The organism is Paenibacillus sp. YPG26 (genome assembly GCF_023704175.1).
GTDB lineage: Bacteria > Bacillota > Bacilli > Paenibacillales > Paenibacillaceae > Fontibacillus.
Genome location: NZ_CP084530.1, coordinates 2,095,485 through 2,118,773, shown reverse-complemented (window position 1 = coordinate 2,118,773; position 23,289 = coordinate 2,095,485). Strand labels below are relative to the sequence as shown.

Genomic DNA, 23,289 nt, shown 5'->3' with positions numbered 1-23,289 from the left:
TTACGCATGATTTATAGCTCTAAGCACCATCCTAACGATGTAGTAGATCACGCGCAAGCCAAGAGGAGGATACCTGTAATGGCTGATCAGAAGCGAAGACAAGAAGCTGCCTGGAAGTCACGCAAGCAGCAAGTACATCCCCATGGTAAAATCAAATCGCTGAAGGAATTATCTCGCGAGTATGATGCGGAACATACTACACATTAGCTTCACATTGAACATGAGCGGCTGCTGATATCTATCGGCAGCCGCTTTGTTTTTTGACTAATTCCAGTCTGATTGGATACAGCTTGGTGTGAACGGGTTATCTTATTATAGGAATACTATTTTACCCCGGTATTTCCCACTTTTATCAGGAGGTTAATACATGACGTCAACGATCAGCACTTCCCAGGCTGCTATTCTGGGGATTGGAACGGCATTGCCGGTTCATTCGATTGCACAATCAGATATTGCCGAATTCATTGCTCATTCCCTGCAGGACAGTCCGGACCTTGCCCGCTTCGCCAGAAGAGTATTCCGGTCGTGCGGAGTAGAGACACGTTATACCTGTGAACCCGCCTTCCTTGGCTCTCCAGAGGAATGCCGTTATTTGCCTGAAGGCGACCCATCCGATATTCCTACCACTCAAGACAGAATGGATACATACAAAAGGGAGGCGGCCCCGCTGGGGTTGAAAGCAGCCCAGGCAGCAATTAATGACGCCGGGATATTGCCGGACAGTATTACCCACCTTATTACTGTCAGCTGTACCGGTCAATATCTGCCCGGCTTAGATGTAATGCTGATTCGCCAGCTGGGATTATCGCCGCGGACTAACCGGCTTCCGCTCATATTCCAAGGATGCGCCGCAGGGCTTAAAGCGATTCAAATGGCGCGGGACGTTGTTCAGGGTGCTCCCGGATCCCAAGTCCTGGTGGTCTGTGTGGAGCTGTGCAGTCTGCATTTTCAGCCAGCCAAAGAGAGGGAGGCTCTCTTCGCAGCGTCATTCTTCGGTGATGCCGCCGCAGCCTGTGTGATTGGGAGCCCTGAGCCTCACCATCGGCATTACCTGGACCTGGGAACAGGTTATTCGGTGCTGCTGCCGGACTCAACTGAAGATATGACATGGGAAGTGGGGGATACAGGATATGATCTGTATCTGTCGCCACGCATTCCGAAGCTGCTTGGTGAACACCTGGAGACTGAGCTTGCTTCACTGCTCGAAGGGGATGAGCTTCCAGAGCTATGGGCCATACATCCGGGTGGACGGGGCATCGTGGACTCGGTAGAAGAAGTTATGAACCTGACTGGTGATCAGACAAAATACAGCAGGGAGATACTTAGAACCGTTGGCAATGTGTCCTCCGTGACAATTATCTTTGTACTTCATGCCATGCGCGAAGATATGAAGTCGCTGGATCAGGCCAGATCGGAAGGGGTAGCCATGGCGTTCGGGCCAGGCCTGACCGCGGAGCTTATGCGCTTCACTTATATGCCGGCTCAATCGGTAGCAGTCAAGGAGCAGGATCATGCCCTTCTTTAGAACGCTGCGGGAGCGGGCACAGGAAGATGAACTTATGGACGACTTCTCCATGGGAGGAGAAGAGCTGAGTGAAGCCCTGCAGCATTTGAGGCGGCTAAATACCATTTTTCCCGCTGCAGGACCTGTTCTCCATGGTGTAGAGAAGCTCTGGATACTGAAAGGCAGACCCGCGTCACTCAGCATTCTGGATGTGGGCGCAGGTTCGGGGGATATCAATAGCAAGCTCCTGAAGTGGGCTGCTCAGCGAGGTATCTCCATGCATATCACCCTTGTTGATATGACCAAAGAAGCCTGTGATGAAGCAAGACGGTTGTTCCAGAAAGAGCCAAGGGTTGAGGTATGGCAGGGCAATGTCAAGGAGTTAGCAGAGGGGTCTGCCGATATCGTAACCGGCTCGCAGTTCCTCCACCATTTCGATGGTGATGAGCTGATTGATATGGTATTCCATATGCTTAAGGCTTCGAAATACGGGGTCGTAATTAACGATATTCACAGGCACCGGGTATCTTATACCGCAGTGTGGTTAATGACAAGGATGATATCGCGCAATCGATATATCCGTCATGACGGCCCGCTGTCTGTTGCCAAAGGGTTCAAGGCCAGGGATTGGCAGGAATTAAAAACACAGCTTAACCATGGCACGTTAACATACGATTGGAAGCCCTTATTCCGGTATTGTGTTGTCATTCCCAAGGCTGGATCTGAACATAAGCCATATTAAAGGCAGGTGATCTCATATGCTGAAGCAGGTGGATGCGATTGTTATAGGGGCAGGGATTGCTGGAAGCAGCTGTACCCTTGAGCTTACCAGGCAAGGACACAAGACTCTTCTACTGGACCGTCTGAGCTTCCCCAGGCACAAGACTTGCGGTGAGTTCATGTCCCCGGAGACCAGGGAGATGCTCGAATATCTGGGTGTGAATCCGCATAGACATGGAGCTGAACCCAGCTCCATGGACAAAGCCCACATTATCCTGCCGCACGGTGGAGAGTTTGAGGTTCCCCTACCCGGACGCGCGTCAGGGATCAGCCGCTACACGCTGGATCAGCTCCTTCATGAGAAGGCGTCTGAGTCAGGGGCTGATATAGTTACAAATGTGGTAGTTACAGACATCCATAAGCTTGACACCAATTCATATGAGGTGATTACCCGTCAAGAGGGAGTGGAGGCCCGGTATCAGGCAAAGGCTGTGATCGGCGCATTTGGAACCAAGCGGCCGCGGGGCGTATCCCATTCACAATCAAGAGAAGGCGAGCAAGTATATGTAGGGGTCAAATCCCACTATAGCGGCATTCACGTTCCTTCCCAGGTCGAGATGTATTTCTGTGAAGGAGGGTATGTCGGTATTTCGCCTATAGAGAATGGACTTGCCAATGCGGCTGCTTTATTAACTCTTGATGCCGTTCAGAAGCTTGGCAAATCTGTAACTGATATTCTGGAAGGGGTCTCGCGTACCCATGCGAAGCTGGCGGCTCGGCTTGCGGAAGGTTCACCAGTTCCAGGCACGCAGGTCTCCGTTGCACCTGTCCGCCTGTCTCGCGTGCCTGAGCCGTGGTCGGACTTCCCGCACATTGGGGATGCCTTGCTTGTACTACCGCCGCTATGCGGAGACGGCATGTCCATTGCCCTTCGTTCAGCTTTGTTATGCGCCCGCTCCGCAGATAGATATCTAAGGGGACATTTAAGCTTGAGCGGATGGAAGGACCAGTACAGTAGAGATGCGGACCGCGAATTCAGACAGCTGCTCCGGAGAGCAAGGATTATACAAAGGCTGGCTTTCACCAAGGCCAATCGTCTATATCCAGGACTTATCAGGCTTGTGCCTGGCTTAGCCAGCTATTTAGCTAAAGCTACACGGCTAACAGAGACACGTACATTCGTATAAAGGTGATACAGCGATGCCCCCTTCTGAGCTTGGTCAGATAGGGGGCATTGTTATGATTGGCCATACTAGCATTAGCCTTACTCTCAGCTATGCTTGCTTATTCATCTTGCGGTATTTCATCAGAAGAGGGTAGAACAGGATGCCGCTGACAATCAACGCAAGTCCAAGCACGAACGTCAGGAGATCGGCCGTACCGGCTATGATTACCCATAAAGAGTAGATGGCTGCCAAGGCTGCAAGAATGCCTTCCGTTACCCGTTCTCTGCGCAGCGAGTAGGTCTCACCTGTCCAGGCCAGCTTAAGTTGATAGAGGGAAGCAATCAAATAGGGAACAAGATAAGCAAGCGTAGCTATGTGTATGATGAAGTTAAAAGCTGCCGAGATCGAGCCGGAGATGGTAGACAGCAGCAGCAGCTGACCCAGCAGGTTGGAGATCCACAGGGATACCTTGGGCATGCCCTTGCTGTTCTCCTTGGCGAAAGACGGGAGGAAGACCCCAAGCTTGGCCGCTTGAAAAGGTACCTCAGCACTTAGCAGAACCCATCCGATCGTGGATCCAAGCAGACTGATCAGTCCAAGACCGGCCAGCATCTTCCCGCCTATGGGTCCAAGTACAGTGGAGATGCCGTCTACGAGCGGATTCTGGGAAGACATGAGCTGATCCTGCGTAAGCAGACCCATAGTCAGAATACTGATCCCGACATACAGAACGATCGAGATAAGCAGCCCGGCGATCGTTGCATAACGGATATCCTGCTTGCGGCGGGCACGGGCGGCAAAGACCATGGCCGACTCAACACCAATGAAGGCCCACAGCGTGGCAATTGCAGCAGAGTTAACCTGGGAGAGCAGACCCATCGACTCGCCGCTTTCATTCGTCCGCGGAGCCAGCATAGGCCCAATATTGCTCTGCTGAAAAGCGAAGAGAGCAATGACAATGAATAGGGCGAAGCCTATGACCTTGGTTGCCGTGGCCACAAAATTCAACCGTCCGGCACTGTTCATTCCTTTGAGACAGATGGCGTGCGTTCCCCACAGCAGCACTGAGCAGACAAGGAATGTCAAGGCATTCCCTGCTTTTAGCGTGAAGCCCCCAAGGTCAATCCATACCCGGTTACTGGTTAGAACAGGGAAGAAGGTGGACAGGTAGCTGGCAAAAGTAGTAATGACCGCTACAAAACCTGCGATATTGCCGACCCAGTATCCCCAGGTGGACATAAACCCAGCCAATAATGAGCCGTGCGACCCTTCCCGGAACAGCTCTTTCGCATAGATTTGCGGACCCCCGCTTAACTCTGGCTTGCGGACCGCGAGACTCCCGAAGACTAGGGCAAGCGTTAGTACTCCAAGTCCGGTTGCAGCCCAGGCAAGAATAACCCCTAGCGGACTCGCCGCTTCCGACAAAGACCGAGGCAGCATGAATATGCCTGAACCGACCATGTTCCCGACAACAAGAGCGGTAAGAATCCAGAAGCCTAATTTATGTCTGGTCATGTTGAATTAACCCCTTTTTCATGAATAATTAAGAATTTGAACTAAAAATAAACCAACAGGTAATCATAATACACTTTCTTCTGCTAAAGCACCAGCGTAAATTTCAGGAGATGGGGCATATTATTCCGGAGAAGGATCAAGGCTTCAGTGAAAAGGGGGGTTACCATGAAGATATCGCTTAACAAACAGTCCATTCTGCTGCTTAGCGTGAATGGACTGTTTGTGCTTGCCGGAGCGCTATCGGGAACGTTCCTGAATGTATATTTGTGGAAAAGCAGGCAGGATTACAGCATGATCGGCTGGTTCACCATTAGTCAGCAGCTTGCACTCGGCCTCACCTTCTGGGTGGCGGGAAAGTGGGTAAAGGAGCACAACAAGATGAATGCGCTGCGTATGGGAACCGCCGTGACGGGACTATTTTATCTGCTGGTTTTGTGGGCAGGAAAAGAAGCCGTAAATTATATCTGGCCGCTGGGCATATTGCTGGGAACCGCACTGGGACTTTTTTGGCTTGCTTTCAACGTGGTCTACTTTGAAGTGACCGATGCGGGGAATCGTGATTTGTTCAACGGATGGGTAGGATTGCTCGGATCTGTTACCGGCATTGCGGGTCCCTTGTTATCCGGCTGGATCATATCGAGATTAGAGGACGATCAGGGCTACCGGATTATTTTCACTATTTCGCTGGTGATTTACGGCGTAAGTGTCCTGCTAAGCTTTTTCTTGAAAAAGCGCAAGGCGCAAGGAACCTACGAGTGGCTGGAACCTTTTCGCAGATTAGGCAGACAGGGGGACCCGTGGCGGGCTGCCGTACCCGGTTTATTTGCCCAAGGGCTGCGCGAGGGCGTCTTCTCTTTTCTGATATATCTGCTTGTCTATGTCGCTACAACTCAGGAATCGAAGCTGGGACAATTTTCTTTCATTACATCTGCAGTCGGACTTGGAAGCTTCTGGTTGGCCGGCAAATGGTTCAAACCGGGTTATCGGTACAAAGGCATGCTGATTGGATCGGTGCTTTTGGTGCTCGTAATCCTTCCAATGCTATGGCAGGTCAGTTATAGCACACTGCTGATCTGGGGAATAGGCACCTCGCTGTTCATGCCGCTCTATATACTGCCCATGGTATCCGCGGGCTTCGACCTGATGGGAGCGAGTGCCAGTAATGTCGAGAAGAGAGTGGAGCTCGTGGTACTGCGTGAACTGAGTCTAATGGCCGGTCGCATAGCTGGAACGCTTGTATTTATAGGGGTAGTCTCTTACAGCAGAACTCCGTCTGCACTTACCTGGGTGCTGGTTGTTCTTGGATGCGCTCCCCTGCTAAGCTGGTTCTATATGCGTCAACTGCTAAATCCCCGATATAGAAGGGAGGGAAGTAAATAGGGAGTTGACTCGCCCAGTGAGATTATGATATTTATATATACAAATAAAGGCCATGCAACCAAAGGGTTCAACCTCGTTATTCATAATGAGGTGGGCCCTTTTTTTTGCATCCATATAAGGAGAAGATTGGTATGCCACAACCGGACACACTGCTGCAGCGTCTAGATCACATTGGAAGTTCACTTGAACAAAAGGAAGGAGCACTTGCTCTGCTTGGTGTGGGCTCTGTCGGTCAGGAGCTGGATCGTATGGATGAGTATTCGGATCTTGACTTTTTCGTTATTGTTGAGTCCGGTGCCAAACAGAGATTCATCGATCGGCTTGATTGGCTTGAAGACGTGCTGCCACTTGAGTATTGTTTCAAAAATACGGATGACGGCTACAAATTCTTGTATCAGGATGGTATTTATGGTGAATTCGCGGTGTTCGAGGAAGGCGAACTGAAGCATATTCCATACAAGGCCGCTCGCGTCGTCTGGAGAAGTCCCAAAGCAGCTCACTTCATCATCGGGGATAACAACGCTGAACGCATTCCGAGCATAAGAAAGGATCAGCTGGATTATTCACTCAACGAAGCTTTAACCAATCTGTATGTCGGACTCGGCCGATATGCCCGGGGAGAGAAGCTGTCTGCCATGAGATTCGTTCAAGGATATGCCATTGATTCTATTCTATCCGTCCTGCACCTGCTTGAGGAGGAAGAAGACTATTATCCCGATCCCTTCGGCAATGAAAGACGTCTCGAAAGGCGATTCCCTAAGTTTGGGGCTTTAATTGGAGAAATGATGCTTGGATACAACCGGACTCCGGAATCGGCCCTTAATATCTTGAGCTACTTGGAACGTGTATATCCCGTTAATGGCAGACTTAGTGAAGAAATTCGAAAGTTAGCCCGGACAGTCTAACTTTGTCCTTGGAGCGAATGAAGCTTGCTCCCATTGCGCTTTAGTGGTTTGCATTGTGATTGAGATTGGTTAAAGATAAGTGATTTAGAAGAAGATAAGAAATGTGCATTCAGGGAAAAAGGAGGGACATCGATGATTCACGACAATGTAAGCCCTTTTCCGAAGGCCTTTCTTTGGGGTTCAGCATCTGCTGCATATCAAATCGAGGGAGCGTGGGAGGAGGACGGGAAGGGTCTTTCTGTATGGGACGTTTTTACGAAGATAGAGGGGAAGACCTATCAAGGCAGCAACGGTGATGTAGCCATGGACCATTATCACAGGTATAAGGAAGATATTGCTCTCATGGCTGAGATGGGTCTGAAAGCGTACCGCTTCTCGGTCAGCTGGCCGCGGATTTATCCAAATGGTCATGGGGAAGTGAATGAAGCGGGCCTCAAATTCTATGACCAGGTGATCGATGAACTGATTGCCCATAATATCGAGCCCGTGCTTACCCTGTATCATTGGGATGTTCCGCAGGCGCTTATGGATGAGTATGGTGCATGGGAATCTAGGCGGATTATTGAAGATTTCAACCGCTACTGTATCACTTTGTTCAAACGCTATGGAGACAGGGTGAAGTACTGGGTGTCGCTCAACGAGCAGAATTATAATACCAACCATGGCTTCATTACCGCTATGCATCCGCCGGGGGTTAAGGATCGCAGACGGTTCTACCAGGCGAATCACCATGCCTTTCTCGCTAATGCCAAGGTTATTGACTCATTTCGCAAGTATGTGCCGGAAGGTCTAATCGGGCCGAGCTTCGCGTATTCTCCAGCCTACCCTGCCTCAAGCAAGCCGGAGGATATGCTTGCATTTGAGAACGCGGAGGAGTTCACCAATTTCTGGTGGCTGGACGTCTACTGCCTTGGACACTATCCTCGGATTCCACTGAGGTATCTGGAAGAGAACGGGCTCGCGCCTGTATTTGAGGAAGGAGACGCCGAGATGCTTCGTAAGGGGAAGCCCGATTTCATCGGGGTCAATTATTATCAGACCCTTACCTATGAGTATAATCCGCAAGGTGGAGTAGCTGAAGGGAAGATGAATACCACTGGTCAAAAGGGAAGTAATCAATCAACCGGGATGCCCGGATTGTTCAAGACAGCATCCAATCCGAATCTGGAGACGTCCAACTGGGATTGGGCCATTGATCCGATCGGACTGCGGATTGGGCTGCGCCGGATTACCAGCCGTTACGGTCTACCTGTGTTCATTACTGAGAATGGACTTGGTGAATTTGATAAGCTTGAACAGGATGATACCATCCATGATGGTTACCGGATTGATTATCTCCAGTCACACCTGATGCAATGTCAGCAGGCGATTAGTGACGGGGTGGACTTAATCGGATACTGCAGCTGGTCGTTCACCGATGTGCTCAGCTGGTTGAACGGGTACCAGAAGCGGTATGGATTTGTATATATTGACCGGGATGAGACCCATGAGCGATCGCTGCGTCGAATCAAAAAGGACAGCTTTTACTGGTATCAAGAGGTTATTCAGACCAACGGTGGACGGTTGTTAACTTAACGATTATTTAGGCGAGGACCCAATGAAGTTTTTCGGATATTTATACTGTACCCTACCTGAGAACACTGTAAAAAAGTCTCTCGGTAGGGTATTTTTATGTTAAGCTAACCTTGATCAAAGGTATGAAGAGGGGGATGCATATGAGCGGTGAACTTAATGTCATTAGTCTTGTACTAGGCTTTATTGCTTGGATATTACCTATTATTAGTCTCATTCGGGTACAGGAGCTGAGTACTAGCCGATGGGCCGTCTATTTGATGATTAGTCTGTGTTCTTGTGCTGTGTCATTGCTGGCACAGATCTACCAATATTATTTTATGGTAAGAAATGAAGATATTTCAGCTCTGATAGATACCAATGGGGTTGCTGCCTTCGCCGCAACAGTTCTGGTAATTGTTACCTTCATTTTAAATGTAACTAATTTAATTATGTATCGCCACAGAACAAGAAGCAATTGAAGTTATGAATTCAAAACTATTTTATTACATACGCATGGAATCTTTGGTCCTTGTAAACAACTAAGTTAAAGTTATATGGATTGAACTTAAGACTGCGTGATCGATTTCTTAGCACAACAAGCGGTTACCAGAATCCAAAATTTCATTTCTTTATTTCATTCCATATAGCACTGCCAATACTTACAGCAAAAAATTGTAGGAGAGGTTGAGACGTAGTGTTCTTTAAAACCTTGGTACTAAGCTTTTTGTTACTGGTTGGATCTACCTCAGGAAACGAAATTACATCTATCCAACCTCCCACCTTCGTGGAGAAGGTCAAATCCGATTTCAGGGTTATTACACCCTCGTCCTCTGACTTTAACTTCGAAATAAAAGAACCGTCTAAGCTCGATCCTGGCAAAACAGTAAATTTACTAAGAATCCATTATTTCGATAAATCAGGAACCTATATTTTTGGAATCACCCAACACAAGGCCAAGGGATATAAAACAAAACAAGAAGTGACTAACATTGATATAAAGAGCGATAAAATAACTACCACTACTCATGAAGAAGACTTTACCTATAATACCAAAGGTGACGTTGTAAATGTGAACGGAATAGAGGGGCGATTTGAAGCGTGGGCTAACAATTCTAAGGGCGGAGTACTGAGATGGATACAGGAAGGTACTTACATGGAGATGGATAGCGCAGATTTGTCAAAACAGGATATGATTAAAATAGCTGAATCCATGAAATGATCATCAGTACAGGATACCTTCCCCCCGAAAATAACGTGGAAGGTATCTTGTTTTAGCGATATGGACTTTTTCCTATTGGCAAAGTAACTTCTGAAAGGTGAGTTTATGAGAACATACCTTGTTGGGCTTTCTTTGATTACACTATGCTTATTTAGCGGCAATCTGCGGGGAGAATTGTTCGATCAGAGTAGGGCAGCTGGCCCTTCTCCTGTACCGATTCTGCTTTATCACTCGGTATCCGGTGATCAGGGGGATCCGCTCAAGATAGAACCAGCCCGGTTTGAAGAACAGATGACCTATTTGATGAATGAGGGATATCATTCGATTACTTTCAATGAACTTCGGGAGGGGTGGTACAACGGACGAGCTTTACCCCCCAAGCCGATTATCATTACTTTTGATGATGGGTATGAGGATAACTACAGTGCGGCGTACCCCATTTTACTCCGAACAGGTATGAAAGCAACCATATTTGCGGTAACGGGAAGCATCGGCGCACCGGGCAGGCTTACATGGAACCAGCTGCACACGATGGAGTCATCTGGCTTGGTAGATACCCAATCACACACCGTAACCCATTTCAACTTAACCAAGCTTAGCGATGAGGAGAAGATGAAGGAACTGGTCAATTCCAGGAACGAAATACAACATAAATTAGGGCATCCAGCAGACGTATTCGCATATCCGTATGGCTTCTATGATAGGCGTTCTATCGACGCGGTTCAGAAGGCGGGTTATCAGCTCGCTGTCATCACCGAGCCGGGAGCCGCAGATGTGAAGCAGGGAAGATTCAAGCTGCATCGAATCCTCATCACAGGAGATTTAACGCTTGATCAGTTCAAAGGCGCGATAACTGAGCTATGATGGGCAGATTGTATCTTTGTGGTTGACTTTGCCCTTAGGGGAAGGTGTTAAGTAGAAGTGTACACAGTACGTGATTGGGGGTGAACTATTGTTATCGATTGGAGAATTTTCTAAGATGTGCGGAGTGTCAACCAAGACGCTTCGTTATTATGATGAGATCGGATTAATTAAACCGGAAGTAATTAATCCCGAGAATGCTTACAGATACTATTCTGTCAGACAAATGAAGAGAATGCTCTTCATCAATCGGCTGAAGTCCTATCATTTCTCACTCGAGGAGATGAAGGGCCTGCTGAAGATGGAGGAAGATTCATTCGAAGAAGTGATCCGCTCAGCCCTTCATCGCAAAAGATTGGAGATCCAGGACAAGCTGCATGCATATGAACACACTTTGCTGCAGATGAATGCGGACATTCTAAGTCTGGAGAAGGGCGTACCGCTGATGTCATACCTGAATGATATAGACGTACAGCTTGTGGACACTCCGCCTATGAACATTCTGTCTATACGGCAGAAGATAAGTGGTGAGGAGTATAACGCGGGTTACGGACCCTTTCTAGGCAGGTTATTTAAAAGGATTACAACGGATAAGCTCACCATGCTGGGTACCCCCATGACAATCTATCACAGTCCGGAATACGATCCATCCGGCAATGATACCGAATTCGCTATCCCGATACAGGAGTTCGTAAAAGGCACTAGAGATTTACCTGGCGGTCTATGCGCGAAATCAATCTTAAAGGGCACGTATTCAGGATTAACATCGGTTTTTGCAAGATTGACAGAGTGGATTGAACAGGAAGGTTACGTGCTGGTGAGATCACCGTATGAGGTATACCTGAGTGATCCGGATCACATCGCCGCGCCTGATGATCTGGTAACTGAAGTTTATTTTCCAGTGAAAAAAAGATAATTCTTACGTCATAGGGGGATAATTATTATGTTCAACGAAAGGCCTTCTCTATCTTGGCAGACTGCTGGCCCTGCTGCCCTTGAAACCGACACTGACAAGTTATTAGCGCTGGAACCAATCATCCAATCCGAATACAGCAATATAAATGGAATTGTGATAATCAAAGACGGATATCTCGCTTATGAGAGGTACTTCAATGGCCATGGTCCAGAGGATACGCATCATGTAGCTTCTGTAACGAAGAGCCTCATCTCTGCGCTTGTTGGAATCGCTATTGACAAAGGGTATATTCCACATGAGGACAAGAAGGTGCTGGATTACTTCCCCGAATATATAACTGAGAATTTGGATTCCCAGAAGCAAGAGATCACGCTAAGACATCTGCTTACCATGACGGCGCCTTATTCATTCGAGGATTGGAAGGAACCGCTGGATAAGCTGTGTATGCAGCCTGACTGGGTGAAATATACGCTGGATATTTTGGGGGAGAACGGGAAGATTGGAGCATTTAAGTACTCCACTGCAGGCACGCACTTGCTGTCGGCCATTATTTCACGCAGCACGGGGAGAAGTGCCCGTGAATTTGCGGGCGAGCATTTGTTCAGTCCGATTGGAATGAGAGCGATTCCAGATTACGAAATGCAATCATTCGGGTTCGATGATCTGTTCGGACGAAATGTGAAGGGCTGGGTCCATGATCCGAGCGGCATTTCTACAGGAGGATGGGGATTAACACTGACGCCGCGTGACATGGCACGGTTCGGTCTTCTCTATCTGAATCGCGGCAGATGGCTAGACCGCCAGATCATCTCCGAGAGCTGGGTTGAAAAATCAGTTGCAAGGAACGCTAATACATACGGATATTTATGGTGGTTACGTGAAGAGGATGGAATTTATGCTTATTCTGCAGCCGGTGATGGCGGGAATCTGATCTGCTGTATTCCGTCTCTGAGTCTGGTGGTAGCTATTGCATCTGAATTCACAACGAATGCCCGTGACAGGTGGACCTTGATCAAGCAAAGCATCATTCCTGCTGTAACAAAGACCTAACTACTTCAACCCCGCCTGCATCCAATTCAAGTTCATTCACGTGGTCGCGGCTAGGTTCATATACTGGTCTAATTAAGCGTCTGTACATGCAGATGACGGCGACGCGGGAAATATGTCTTTTTTTAGTACCTTCTGGCGAATTTCTCACTTTTTTTGTCACCACCTACTACTTTATAGTTATCAGATAATCATGGATATGTTAATCTTAAGTAAATACTAGCCTATAAGGATGGTTACAATGAGCAACAGCCTAACTAAAACAGACGTGATCTTGATTGGTGCCGGGATTATGAGTGCCACTCTTGGTACACTATTGAAGGAATTAGCACCGGAATGGAATATTAAAGTGTTCGAGAAGCTCGACAAGGCAGGCGAAGAGAGCTCGAACGAGTGGAACAACGCAGGAACAGGCCATGCCGCCTTATGTGAGCTTAACTACACTGTCCAGAAGCCGGACGGATCCGTCGATATAAGCAAAGCGATCAGCATTAATGAGCAGTTCCAGGTCTCGATGCAGTTCTGGTCTTATCTGGTTACTCACAAGCTGATCCATAATCCGATCGATTTTATCATGCCGCTGCCGCATATGAGTATGGTGCAAGGACAAGAGAATGTGGCTTTTTTGAAGAAAAGATATGAAGCGCTGTCAAGCAATCCCTTGTTCCAAGGGATGGAGTTCTCTGAGGACCCGGCTAAGCTTAAGGAATGGATTCCTCTAATTATGCAGAACCGTCCAACAAGTGAGGTTATAGCGGCAACCAAAATTGACACGGGAACCGATGTTAACTTTGGCGCTTTAACACGCATGTTATTTGACCATCTAAAGACCAGGAATGTGGATATAAAGTATAAGCATAGTGTTGATCATATCAAACGCACAAGCGACGGGCAGTGGGAACTAAAGGTTCGTAATTTGAACACCGGTGCTGCCGACCGGCATAAGGCAAAGTTTGTCTTTATCGGTGGCGGTGGCGGAAGCCTTCATTTACTGCAAAAGACCGGTATTCCCGAAGGGAAGCATATCGGCGGGTTCCCTGTGAGTGGAATATTCATGGTGTGCAACAACCCCGAAGTTATCGAGCAGCATCATGCCAAGGTATACGGCAAAGCAAAAGTCGGGGCCCCGCCAATGTCTGTTCCGCATCTCGACACAAGATATATTGATAACAAGAAATCATTGTTATTTGGTCCATTTGCCGGCTTCTCCCCAAGATTCCTGAAGACGGGTTCCTTATTTGACCTGGTGACTTCGGTGAAGCCGAATAATGTCTTCACGATGCTGGCGGCAGGAGCCAAGGAGATGTCATTGACCAAATACTTGATCCAGCAAGTCATGCTATCGAAAGAACAGCGTATGGAGGAACTCCGTGAGTTTATCCCTACGGCGAAGAGCGAGGACTGGGACCTGGTCGTAGCAGGCCAGCGTGTTCAAGTTATCAAGGATACGCCCGACGGCAAAGGAAAACTCCAATTCGGGACTGAAGTCATTACGTCCTCGGACGGCTCAATTGCTGCGTTGCTTGGCGCTTCCCCGGGGGCTTCCACAGCTGTTCACGTTATGCTTGAAGTTATTAATAAATGCTTCCCGGAACGTATGAATGAGTGGGAAGGCAAGATCAAAGAGATGATTCCGTCTTACGGTCAGTCGCTAATGAATAACCCTGAGCTGCTGCGCGAAATTCATACAACCACAGCAAAGTCGCTTGGCCTGAATAAGAACGAGCCTGTGTTGAAATAACCAGTCTAGGTATGCTACGATCCCTATAGCTAAGCAAAAGGAGTTGAAGAGGATAATGTAATCTTAACTTGCTGATCAGGAACATAATAAAACGAGAAGCTGCGGTCTGCCGTTATCGGCCATCGCTTTGTTTTATTATGGATTAGCGGGATTAAAGTTACTTATTCTTTTCCACTCAAACGGATAGGCACTGGTCCGGCTCCCTTGGGGCTGAATTAGTCGTAGATGTATTTGAGCTGCGAGAAAAGTAACTTTTCTCGCAGCTTTTTTATTTGCGAAAGGGGACTGCGCTATGTCATTAATTCAGGTCAAAGATCTAACATTTGCCTATGACGGCAGCTACGATAACATTTTTGAAGATGTAAGTTTTAATATAGATACGGAGTGGAAGCTGGGGTGTACAGGGAGGAACGGCCGGGGAAAGACGACACTGCTTCATTTATTTATGAGCAAATATGAGTACTTTGGGACGATCTCGGCCCAAGTGCAGTTTGACTATTTTCCTTACCCAATTCAGAACAAGGAACGGAACACAATTGATGTGATTGAGGAAATCTACCCGGACTACGTCCACTGGGAGCTTATGAGAGAGCTTACTTGGCTGCAGGTTTCGGAGAATGTGCTGTACCGCCCGTTCGATTCACTGTCTCAAGGAGAGCAGACGAAGGTGATGCTGGCCGCGCTGTTCCTTAGAGAGAATCAGTTTCTGCTAATTGATGAGCCGACCAACCATCTGGATATGGAAGCAAGGGAACTTGTCAGTCAATATCTCAATACGAAGAGTGGGTTCATACTGGTCTCCCATGACCGGGCGTTCCTGGATAACTGTGTGGACCATATTTTGTCTATTAACAAAACAGATATTGTAATTCAGAAAGGGAACTTCTCAGCTTGGTGGGAACAGAAAGAGCGGCAGGATCAATATGAGCTTGCGGAGAATGAAAAGCTGAAAAAAGACATTAGACGTCTCGCGGGGGCTGCTGAACGCACAAGCAGCTGGTCACATGAAGTGGAGAAGACCAAGAATGGGACGCGGAATTCAGGCTCCAAGGTGGATAAAGGTTATATCGGCCACAAGGCAGCCAAGATGATGAGACGATCCAAAAGCATAGAGAACCGGCAGCAAGCTGCAATCGAAGAGAAGTCCTCACTCTTGAGAAACATGGAGAGCGCCGATAATCTGAAGCTGTCCCAGCTTCATTATCACAAAAGTCAGCTTGCAGAGCTGAGTCATGTATCGCTCTATTATGGAGATCACACCGTATGCTCAGATGTAAGCTTTACGATCGAGAAGGGTGACCGGATCGCACTGTCCGGCAGAAATGGCTCAGGCAAATCAAGCATTCTGAAGCTGTTCACCGGCGAGGATATTGGCTATACGGGTGAGTTCAGGATTGGCAGGCAGCTGAGCATATCCTACGTATCCCAGGATACCTCGCATTTGCATGGAACGTTAACCCATTATGCGCGCGAGCAGCGAATTGATGAGAGTCTGTTCAAAGCTATACTCCGTAAGCTGGATTTCTCCCGCATCCAATTTGAAAAAGACATGTCGTTCTTTAGCGGGGGACAAAAGAAAAAAGTGCTTATAGCCAAAAGCTTGTGCGAGCAAGCTCATTTGCATATTTGGGACGAACCACTGAACTTTATTGATGTCATCTCCCGCATGCAAATTGAGCAGCTGCTGCTGGATTATAATCCAACACTAGTGTTTGTCGAGCACGATCGTGAATTTTGCAGCCAAGTGGCTACAAAGATAGTGAAATTGTAAAATTGAGCATATTTAACAAGCCGCCTTCTATGGCCGCTGTCCGTGAATGGCCGATCAGCCGTGAGCGTACAGCGGCCATTGCTGTCTGATCCGGCGATTAGAATTCTTCTATCGGTAAATAGATTCTTCTATTATCCAAATAAATCCTGGTAAGGTATCCTTTTGATATAAAGTTTATTAAACTCATTGGAATTATAAGATAAATGACTCTAACAATCTGGAACAGGGCGGGTGGAAGGCATGGCTCGAATCCTTAATGTAGATCGGCTGCGAATTGCCTTTCAAGCCGAGCACGAAGAAGTTGTTGCTGTTGAGGAAGTTAGTTTTGCGATAGGACGCGGTGAGACCGTGGCGCTCGTCGGGGAATCAGGATGTGGAAAAAGCGTGACTTCGCTCTCTATCATGGGATTGCTCGGTGCATCTGGTGCCGTTACCCAAGGGGAAATACGATTTGAAGGCAGCGTCATAACGGGCTTCAATGAAACGGAGATGCGGCGGCTGCGGGGGAAGGAAATTGCAATGATCTTCCAAGAGCCGATGACGTCTCTGAATCCAGTCATGAAGATTGGCGAGCAGATCGGAGAATGTGTGCGTCTTCACCATAAATGCAGCCGCAGGGAGTCGAAGTCGACCGCGGCTCTGCTGCTGAAGAAAGTCGGCATCGCAAGAGCTGAAGCCGTAGCGAAGGAGTATCCCCATGCCTTGTCAGGAGGTATGCGCCAGAGGGTGATGATCGCCATGGCCATGGCTGGGAATCCGAAGCTGTTGATTGCGGACGAGCCGACGACAGCCCTTGATGTAACGATACAAGCACAGATCCTCCAGCTGATGAAACAAATGCAGCAGGAAGTTGGCATGGCTATTCTGCTCGTCACGCATGATCTGGGTGTTGTAGCTGAAATGGCTGATCAAGTCATTGTCATGTATGCGGGACAGGTCGTGGAGGAAGCGGATGTCTTCACTTTATTCCGGGATCCGAAGCATCCCTACACGCAGGGACTAATTCGAGCGGTACCGGCAATTGACGGAGCGGGAAGAAGTCGCGCGCAGCCGATCCCAGGAGCTGTACCCTCGCTTCGTGAAATGCCCGAAGGATGCCGCTTCCACCCTCGCTGTACCTATGCGGTCGATCGATGCCGGCTCGAGAATCCGAGCTTGCAAAGTATAGGAGACCGTCACAGCGTCAGATGCTGGGCAGCCCATTCGTCCAGCCTTGCCCAGGAGGAGCTGCCTCAGTTGGGATCGGTGATCACCATATGACGATCACGACACAGGAAGTGATGCCAAAGACGCTGCTGCAGATCGAGAATCTCAAAACCTATTATCCGATTCGCCGGGGGCTGTTTGGCCGAACTTCCGGGTATGTCAAAGCCGTGGATGGCGTCAGCTTATCACTCTACGAAGGAGAGACGCTGGGGCTCGTCGGCGAATCGGGCTGCGGCAAGTCTTCAATTGGCAGATCGGTGATCCGGCTGGAGCAACCGCATGCTGGCCGCGTTCTTTTCGAGGGTGAAGACATTACGAATCTCTCGCAGAGCGAACTTAGACCTGCCCGGCTGCGCATGCAGATGATCTTCCAAGATCCTTATGCCTCGCTTAATCCTAGAATGCGGATATTTGATACTTTGGCGGAGCCGATGCTCGCCCATCGATTGGTCAAGCGCGGTGACGTACAGAAGGAGGTAGAAAGGCTGCTTCAGCTGGTGGGATTACCGCGTGCATCAGCTTATCGGTATCCCCATGAGTTCTCGGGCGGCCAGAAGCAGCGGATCGGCATTGCAAGGGCATTATCGCTGAAGCCAAGGCTGATCGTGTGTGATGAACCCGTGTCCGCGCTCGACGTATCGATCCAGGCGCAAATCCTCGGACTGCTGCAGGATCTGCAGGACGAGTTGAAGCTGACCTACTTGTTCATTGCCCACGGGATCGGCGCTGTGAAGCAGGTGAGTACCCGAGTCGCTGTCATGTATCTGGGACGAATTGTAGAGCTGGCTCCTTCGGAATCGCTATTTGAGAGGCCAAGACACCCATACACGAAGCTGCTGCTCGGCGCATATCATCCACCGGATCCAGTGTACCGGGGTATGGAACGTCCGATTATCCAGGGAGATGTGCCTGACCCGTCGCGCCCACCTTCAGGCTGCGGGTTCCATACCCGTTGTCCATATGTACAGGAACGGTGCCGAAAGGAGGCCCCAGGCTTAACGAATGACACGCATGCCGTTGCCTGTCATTATCCGCTGGCTTAAGAGAAAGGGAGGAGGTGACGTAATTGGGCTCTTATATCGTCAGGAGGCTCTTCATCGCGGTCCCTGTCTTCTTCGGCATTACGGTACTCAGCTTCCTCATCATGAATTTGGCGCCTGGTAATCCAGTAGACATGTTAATCAATCCTAATATTCCGAAGGAACTGCTTGAGTTAAAGCGGGAAAAGCTGGGTCTTAACGATCCCCTATACGTGCAGTACGCGAATTGGCTAGGAGGTATACTCAGAGGTGATCTGGGTTACTCCTTCAGCAGTTATGCCCCGGTCTCCGAGTTAATCGGCAAGAGAATTGGTCCGACATTACTGCTTGCAGCGGCATCTTTATTAATCGGATTGCTCATTGCGATTCCTGTCGGCGTTATTAGCGCCGTGAAGCGGAATTCCAAGCTGGATTACTTTCTGACGGGAATGACCTTCCTCGGGATCTCCATTCCGCCCTTCTTCCTAGGGCTCGGACTGATCTACATAACGGGGATACAGCTGAAATGGCTGCCAACCGGGGGCATTTCGACTCTAGGCGGTGATGGTGGAACAGGCGATGTTCTTCTGCATATGATCTTACCGGTAACAGTATTAGGAGCCGCTATCGCAGGGAAGAAGGTGCGTTATGTCCGGGCCAGTATGCTGGAAGTGCTGGATCAAGATTTCTTACGTACGGCCAGAGCGAAGGGATTGCGGGAACTTGTGGTGACGAATAAGCATGCGCTGCGTAATGCGCTAATTCCGGTGATTGCCGTAGTCGGAGCAGAGATTCCATTGCTCCTCGGCGGCAGCATTGTCATCGAGCAAGTATTCCAATGGCCTGGAATCGGCCAGTTGACGATGGAGGCTATTCTGTCACGCGATTACCCGGTTCTAATGGGACTTAACCTTATAGCGGCCTGCGTCGTGCTGCTGATCAACTTGTTCACGGATGTGTTGTATGCGGCTGCCGATCCGCGCATTACTTATGGATGATGGGAGGAAGCTTAGGATGTCTGCAACAACGCTGCCTTGGGATCAGTCGAATACAAGGATTGAAGGTTACGTCCGTCAGGTTAAAAGAAAGTTTTTGCAGCACAAGCTTGCTGTCTGGGGTCTGGCTGTCACGATACTTCTGATCCTGATCGCCTTGCTCGCCCCATGGCTGGCGCCTTATCCGCCCAATGAAGTTATGAATGAGTTCGGTGCCAAGCCTTCGGCCGCTCACTGGCTCGGTACTGATCAAGTAGGCCGGGACGTGTTAAGCCGTATGCTCTACGGAACCCGCATTTCTCTGTTCATCGGCTTTACTACCGTGGCGATCTATGTAACGTTCGGAACTATAGTAGGTATGGCCGCTGGCTACTACGGACGCTGGCTTGATATGACCATTATGAGACTCACCGATATTTTTTTAAGCTTTCCTTACATGCTGGTTGTGCTAGTGATCGTCAGCATCCTCGGTGCCGACATTGCAACGATTATGATTGTGCTCGCTTTGTTCAAGTGGCCTACGATTGCAATGCTTGTGCGGGGAAGTGTATTGGCTGCGAAGGAGCAAGATTACATAAAAGCGGGCGCTGCGCTCGGCTACCGTACGCCGCGCATTCTTCTGCGCCACATGCTGCCCAACATTATTGGCCCCATTATCGTGAGTGCGACATTCGGCGTAGCAGGCACGATTCTGAGCGAAGCCGGACTCAGCTTTCTCGGCATGGGAGTGAAGTCGCCCCAGGCGAGCCTTGGCAACATGCTGCACGATGCACAGTCCTTGACTGTATTAACCGAGCAGCAGTGGCTGTGGATGCCTGCGGGATGCATGATCCTGATCGCCGTATTGGCCGTCAACTTCGTCGGGGACGGCCTGCGCGATGCGCTTGATGCGAAGGCGTAACTATACCGGCGAAGACAAATAGATTCTGTTAAATAGATAGAGAAGATGAAGGAGTGTAATAGTATGAACCGATACAGACGACTTAGCTTGTTGATTATCTCTACCGCTGCAATACTCTTGCTTGCGGCATGCAGTCAATCCAGCGAGGCGAATAAAGGTACTCAGAACCAGCCGACACAGCAAGCAACGACCAAGGTAGCTCAAGGCAAGAAGAAGTTGACGATCGGTATCGTTAACGCGCCTGTCACATTGAATCAGATTAATACACAGGACAATTCCGCATCGCTTGCCCCAATTGGACTGCTTAACGATGCGCTGCTTGACGTGACCGAATCGGCTGAATTCATCCCCAAGCTTGCGGAATCGATCAAGACGAAGGATAAGCTGAATTACACGATCAAGCTCCGTCCGGATGCCAAGTGGAATGATGGAACCCCATTCACAACGGCGGATGTGGCATTCACACTCAAGCTAGCGCTTCATGCCGATGTAGAAACCTCGTTCAAGCTGAACTTCATTGAAGGACTGAACGACTTTGGCAAGCTTGGAAAAGGTGTCAAGGAAATCGCAGGACTTCATGTCATCGACAAGCATACATTCGAGATCAAAGCCAAGACACCGATTGATCCTCTTGTGTTCAACGAACGATTTGGCGCGAAGGTCTATTATTTGCCGGAGCATCTCTTGAAAGATGTGGATCCTGCGAAGCTGTCAACACATCCCTATTTCCAGAAGCCGGACGTCACGAACGGTCCATACCGGTTCGCCGCTTACGAGCAAGGTCAATATGTCGAACTTACCAAAAATGAAAAGTACTATTTAGGCGCACCCAAGATCGATTCGATCTTCTTTAAGGTCCTGCCAGCAGCTAATCTGGTTGCCCAGCTGCAGACGGGAGAAGTCCATATGAATTCACTGCCGGTCGGACTCGTTCCGATCACGGATTACGATAAAGTGAAGAGCTTCGACAACGTGAATGTGACTTCCGCCTCCGCTTCTGAGCCGGCAGAGTTATTCTTCAACGTAGAGAAGCTGCCTAATAAGAAAGTCCGTCAAGCGATCGCTTACGCCCTCAACCGGCCGCTTATTGTAGAACAGCTGCTTAAGGGGCAAGCGGAGATTATCGACGGCGGCATTCCAAGCTCACATCCGTATTTCAATAAAGATATTACCCCTTACCCGTACGATCCCGAAAAAGCGAAGCAGCTGCTGCAGGAAGCCGGCTTCGACTCGAGCCGGAAGCTAGCATTTCTCATCCCGATTGGCAACAAGGTCCGCGAACAGGCTGCCGATATTTTGGTGCAGAACCTGGAAGCCGTGGGGCTACAAATCGATGTTCAACAATATGATTTCCCTACACTTATCGATAAAGTTGAGAAAGGCGAACACGATATCACGATTTTTACCCGGGACTATTACATCGAACCTAGTCTTTACTTTACTACTTACAAAAGTGATGATCCCGAAAGCGTAATCCGGTACAACAATCCGGTTGTCGACGAATTAATTGCCCAAGGTGAACAAGAAATCGACGAGGCGAAGCGCCACGAGATTTACAACCGTCTTCAAGAGGTGCTGCACGAGGACGTGCCGACACTGGCCGTCTATTCCGAGAAGAGACTGCAGGTTGTGTCTAAGGATGTCCTTGCAGGCAAGCCGCTGAATGTTGGCACGTTCAACAACGTGAACGAGTGGGATTTGGCGGTCAAGTAAGTTATAAGGGATACATTCCGTTATAATACATTTTTTTATATACCAATAGGAGGTGCAAGGAGAATGGCAGATCTTAGCTGTCTCGTATGCAAGTCGGACATTGAGGTTGAAGAACGCGCGACCACAGGGGAGATTGTGGAGTGCGATTCCTGCGGCCAGGAGCATGAAGTCCAGGTTGAAGCGAGCCGTGTCACCATCGCTTTGGCTCCCGAAATCGAAGAAACTTGGGGAGAGTAGGTATACACCCATGGAGAACAATAGCACGATTCTAATGTGCGTCACGAAACTAAGGGAAGAAGAGCAGCTCATCGCCTCCCATCTTGACCAGCTCGGCATCCGTGTTCAAGTGAATCTGGACTCCATGGATCTGCCTGTCGGAGGGGAAGAAGTCCCGCCAAATGGGCTGGCGCTCATTCGGTGCCTGTCTCAAAAAAATGCGCTCAGCCGCTCCCAGCTACTTGAGCTTGCCGGATTCGAGACATTGAATTCGGCAAGAGCTATCACCATTTGCACGAATAAAATCCATCAGGCAATTGTGTTCGAGAAGCATGGCATCCCACAGCCTCGTTATCAAGTTGCCTTCACCCCAGCGAAGCTGTACGACGCCCTTTCAGACTTTGGGGATCTATGTGTCATTAAGCCCGCAACCTCCTCATGGGGGCGGGGTATCGCCAGGATGACGGGCAAGGAATGCCTGGATGGATGGATCGCCGCCAGGGAATCGGTTGATCCGAGCCACCAATCGTTCCCCGTTCTTGTGCAGGAATATGTGGAGAAAGGTGATTACGACATTCGTGTCGTCATTGTCGGACACAAGCCGATCGCTGCTTTCAGACGGGTATCAGCCGAGAATTGGAAGACGAATACACATCTGGGCGCGGAGATTGAACCGATCGAGATCAACAGCGAGATCGCTGCGATCACTAAGGATCTGGTCGGCGTATTAGGAGAAGGCATTTATGGAGCTGATTTATTTTTCGATTACCAACAGCTTCGTTATGTCGTATGCGAAGTGAACCAGAATCCGGAATTCGCGAAATCATGGAAGATACATGGGGTTGATGTCGCCTATCATATAGCCAAGTACGTAAAGGAGAAGATTAGCAGCACAAACAAGGTAAATCTTACGGTTAATTCATAGTATAAAGGGAGGAAC

Annotated in this window: 22 protein-coding genes; 21 read left to right on the top strand and 1 reads right to left on the bottom strand. The window is 49.0% G+C overall.

The features are described 5' to 3' along the window. The first annotated feature begins 78 nt into the window (after positions 1–78). The 4 genes from LDO05_RS09960 (at position 79) to LDO05_RS09945 (ending at position 3,411) form a co-directional block, all read left to right on the top strand. Entirely contained in the window at positions 79–207 is a 129-nt protein-coding gene (locus LDO05_RS09960) for a DUF6254 family protein (protein WP_251375253.1), read from the top strand. 160 nt (positions 208–367) lie between these two features. Next, positions 368–1,525 (top strand): type III polyketide synthase, encoded by a 1,158-nt coding sequence (locus LDO05_RS09955; RefSeq protein ID WP_251375252.1) that lies wholly within the window; start codon positions 368–370, stop codon positions 1,523–1,525. After that, complete coding sequence (locus LDO05_RS09950; protein ID WP_251375251.1) at positions 1,512–2,246, top strand: methyltransferase domain-containing protein; 735 nt, start codon at positions 1,512–1,514, stop codon at positions 2,244–2,246. Before LDO05_RS09955 ends, LDO05_RS09950 begins: the two co-directional genes overlap by 14 nt. A gap of 16 nt (positions 2,247–2,262) precedes the next feature. Further along, positions 2,263–3,411 carry an NAD(P)/FAD-dependent oxidoreductase gene (locus LDO05_RS09945; protein WP_251375250.1) on the top strand — a complete coding sequence of 383 codons (1,149 nt, stop codon included), beginning with the start codon at positions 2,263–2,265 and terminating at the stop codon, positions 3,409–3,411. An 87-nt stretch (positions 3,412–3,498) separates the two neighbouring features. Here the strand turns inward: LDO05_RS09945 and LDO05_RS09940 are convergent, their stop codons facing one another. After that, positions 3,499–4,905 (bottom strand): amino acid permease, encoded by a 1,407-nt coding sequence (locus LDO05_RS09940; protein WP_251375249.1) that lies wholly within the window; start codon positions 4,903–4,905, stop codon positions 3,499–3,501. Between the two features lie 165 nt (positions 4,906–5,070). Between LDO05_RS09940 and LDO05_RS09935 the strand changes: the two genes are divergently transcribed. The 17 genes from LDO05_RS09935 (at position 5,071) to LDO05_RS09855 (ending at position 23,274) form a co-directional block, all read left to right on the top strand. Continuing rightward, positions 5,071–6,285, top strand: coding sequence for an MFS transporter (locus LDO05_RS09935; RefSeq protein ID WP_251375248.1), 1,215 nt, complete (start codon positions 5,071–5,073; stop codon positions 6,283–6,285). Positions 6,286–6,416: 131 nt separating this feature from the next. Continuing rightward, positions 6,417–7,190: a hypothetical protein gene (locus LDO05_RS09930; RefSeq protein ID WP_251375247.1), complete on the top strand. Its 774-nt coding sequence runs from the start codon at positions 6,417–6,419 to the stop codon at positions 7,188–7,190. 132 nt (positions 7,191–7,322) lie between these two features. Further along, on the top strand, positions 7,323–8,765 hold the full coding sequence (locus LDO05_RS09925; protein WP_251375246.1) for a glycoside hydrolase family 1 protein: 1,443 nt from the start codon (positions 7,323–7,325) through the stop codon (positions 8,763–8,765). Positions 8,766–8,905: 140 nt separating this feature from the next. After that, complete coding sequence (locus LDO05_RS09920; protein WP_251375245.1) at positions 8,906–9,223, top strand: hypothetical protein; 318 nt, start codon at positions 8,906–8,908, stop codon at positions 9,221–9,223. 215 nt (positions 9,224–9,438) lie between these two features. Beyond that, positions 9,439–9,963, top strand: coding sequence for a DUF4367 domain-containing protein (locus LDO05_RS09915; protein WP_251375244.1), 525 nt, complete (start codon positions 9,439–9,441; stop codon positions 9,961–9,963). A 105-nt stretch (positions 9,964–10,068) separates the two neighbouring features. Then, positions 10,069–10,827, top strand: a complete 759-nt coding sequence (locus LDO05_RS09910) for a polysaccharide deacetylase family protein (RefSeq protein ID WP_251375243.1) — start codon at positions 10,069–10,071, stop codon at positions 10,825–10,827. A gap of 88 nt (positions 10,828–10,915) precedes the next feature. Next, a complete protein-coding gene (locus tag LDO05_RS09905) occupies positions 10,916–11,740 on the top strand; it encodes a MerR family transcriptional regulator (RefSeq protein WP_251375242.1) in 825 nt (274 codons plus the stop codon). A 27-nt stretch (positions 11,741–11,767) separates the two neighbouring features. Further along, positions 11,768–12,790: a serine hydrolase domain-containing protein gene (locus tag LDO05_RS09900; protein WP_251375241.1), complete on the top strand. Its 1,023-nt coding sequence runs from the start codon at positions 11,768–11,770 to the stop codon at positions 12,788–12,790. Between the two features lie 238 nt (positions 12,791–13,028). Further along, positions 13,029–14,528, top strand: coding sequence for a malate:quinone oxidoreductase (locus LDO05_RS09895; RefSeq protein ID WP_251375240.1), 1,500 nt, complete (start codon positions 13,029–13,031; stop codon positions 14,526–14,528). A gap of 292 nt (positions 14,529–14,820) precedes the next feature. After that, entirely contained in the window at positions 14,821–16,299 is a 1,479-nt protein-coding gene (locus tag LDO05_RS09890) for an Lsa family ABC-F type ribosomal protection protein (RefSeq protein ID WP_251375239.1), read from the top strand. A 240-nt stretch (positions 16,300–16,539) separates the two neighbouring features. Continuing rightward, positions 16,540–17,559, top strand: a complete 1,020-nt coding sequence (locus LDO05_RS09885) for an ABC transporter ATP-binding protein (RefSeq protein ID WP_251375238.1) — start codon at positions 16,540–16,542, stop codon at positions 17,557–17,559. Then, positions 17,556–18,548, top strand: a complete 993-nt coding sequence (locus tag LDO05_RS09880) for an ABC transporter ATP-binding protein (protein ID WP_251375237.1) — start codon at positions 17,556–17,558, stop codon at positions 18,546–18,548. The genes LDO05_RS09885 and LDO05_RS09880 overlap by 4 nt, the downstream gene beginning before the upstream one ends. 23 nt (positions 18,549–18,571) lie before the next feature. Next, on the top strand, positions 18,572–19,522 hold the full coding sequence (locus tag LDO05_RS09875) for an ABC transporter permease (RefSeq protein ID WP_251375236.1): 951 nt from the start codon (positions 18,572–18,574) through the stop codon (positions 19,520–19,522). Between the two features lie 16 nt (positions 19,523–19,538). Then, positions 19,539–20,420 (top strand): oligopeptide ABC transporter permease, encoded by an 882-nt coding sequence (gene opp4C, locus LDO05_RS09870; RefSeq protein WP_251375235.1) that lies wholly within the window; start codon positions 19,539–19,541, stop codon positions 20,418–20,420. Positions 20,421–20,483: 63 nt separating this feature from the next. Then, a complete protein-coding gene (locus tag LDO05_RS09865) occupies positions 20,484–22,133 on the top strand; it encodes an ABC transporter substrate-binding protein (protein ID WP_251375234.1) in 1,650 nt (549 codons plus the stop codon). Between the two features lie 63 nt (positions 22,134–22,196). Then, positions 22,197–22,370: a lysine biosynthesis protein LysW gene (locus tag LDO05_RS09860; protein WP_251375233.1), complete on the top strand. Its 174-nt coding sequence runs from the start codon at positions 22,197–22,199 to the stop codon at positions 22,368–22,370. Between the two features lie 34 nt (positions 22,371–22,404). Continuing rightward, positions 22,405–23,274, top strand: coding sequence for a RimK family alpha-L-glutamate ligase (locus LDO05_RS09855; protein ID WP_251375232.1), 870 nt, complete (start codon positions 22,405–22,407; stop codon positions 23,272–23,274). Positions 23,275–23,289: the final 15 nt, after the last annotated feature.

Coding starts and splice junctions, on each gene's coding strand:
- LDO05_RS09960 (WP_251375253.1), top strand. CDS start 79: ATGGCTGATCAGAAGCGAAGACAAGAAGCTGCCTGGAAGTCACGCAAG.
- LDO05_RS09955 (WP_251375252.1), top strand. CDS start 368: ATGACGTCAACGATCAGCACTTCCCAGGCTGCTATTCTGGGGATTGGA.
- LDO05_RS09950 (WP_251375251.1), top strand. CDS start 1,512: ATGCCCTTCTTTAGAACGCTGCGGGAGCGGGCACAGGAAGATGAACTT.
- LDO05_RS09945 (WP_251375250.1), top strand. CDS start 2,263: ATGCTGAAGCAGGTGGATGCGATTGTTATAGGGGCAGGGATTGCTGGA.
- LDO05_RS09940 (WP_251375249.1), bottom strand. CDS start 4,905: ATGACCAGACATAAATTAGGCTTCTGGATTCTTACCGCTCTTGTTGTC.
- LDO05_RS09935 (WP_251375248.1), top strand. CDS start 5,071: ATGAAGATATCGCTTAACAAACAGTCCATTCTGCTGCTTAGCGTGAAT.
- LDO05_RS09930 (WP_251375247.1), top strand. CDS start 6,417: ATGCCACAACCGGACACACTGCTGCAGCGTCTAGATCACATTGGAAGT.
- LDO05_RS09925 (WP_251375246.1), top strand. CDS start 7,323: ATGATTCACGACAATGTAAGCCCTTTTCCGAAGGCCTTTCTTTGGGGT.
- LDO05_RS09920 (WP_251375245.1), top strand. CDS start 8,906: ATGAGCGGTGAACTTAATGTCATTAGTCTTGTACTAGGCTTTATTGCT.
- LDO05_RS09910 (WP_251375243.1), top strand. CDS start 10,069: ATGAGAACATACCTTGTTGGGCTTTCTTTGATTACACTATGCTTATTT.
- LDO05_RS09900 (WP_251375241.1), top strand. CDS start 11,768: ATGTTCAACGAAAGGCCTTCTCTATCTTGGCAGACTGCTGGCCCTGCT.
- LDO05_RS09895 (WP_251375240.1), top strand. CDS start 13,029: ATGAGCAACAGCCTAACTAAAACAGACGTGATCTTGATTGGTGCCGGG.
- LDO05_RS09890 (WP_251375239.1), top strand. CDS start 14,821: ATGTCATTAATTCAGGTCAAAGATCTAACATTTGCCTATGACGGCAGC.
- LDO05_RS09885 (WP_251375238.1), top strand. CDS start 16,540: ATGGCTCGAATCCTTAATGTAGATCGGCTGCGAATTGCCTTTCAAGCC.
- LDO05_RS09880 (WP_251375237.1), top strand. CDS start 17,556: ATGACGATCACGACACAGGAAGTGATGCCAAAGACGCTGCTGCAGATC.
- opp4C (WP_251375235.1), top strand. CDS start 19,539: ATGTCTGCAACAACGCTGCCTTGGGATCAGTCGAATACAAGGATTGAA.
- LDO05_RS09865 (WP_251375234.1), top strand. CDS start 20,484: ATGAACCGATACAGACGACTTAGCTTGTTGATTATCTCTACCGCTGCA.
- LDO05_RS09860 (WP_251375233.1), top strand. CDS start 22,197: ATGGCAGATCTTAGCTGTCTCGTATGCAAGTCGGACATTGAGGTTGAA.
- LDO05_RS09855 (WP_251375232.1), top strand. CDS start 22,405: ATGTGCGTCACGAAACTAAGGGAAGAAGAGCAGCTCATCGCCTCCCAT.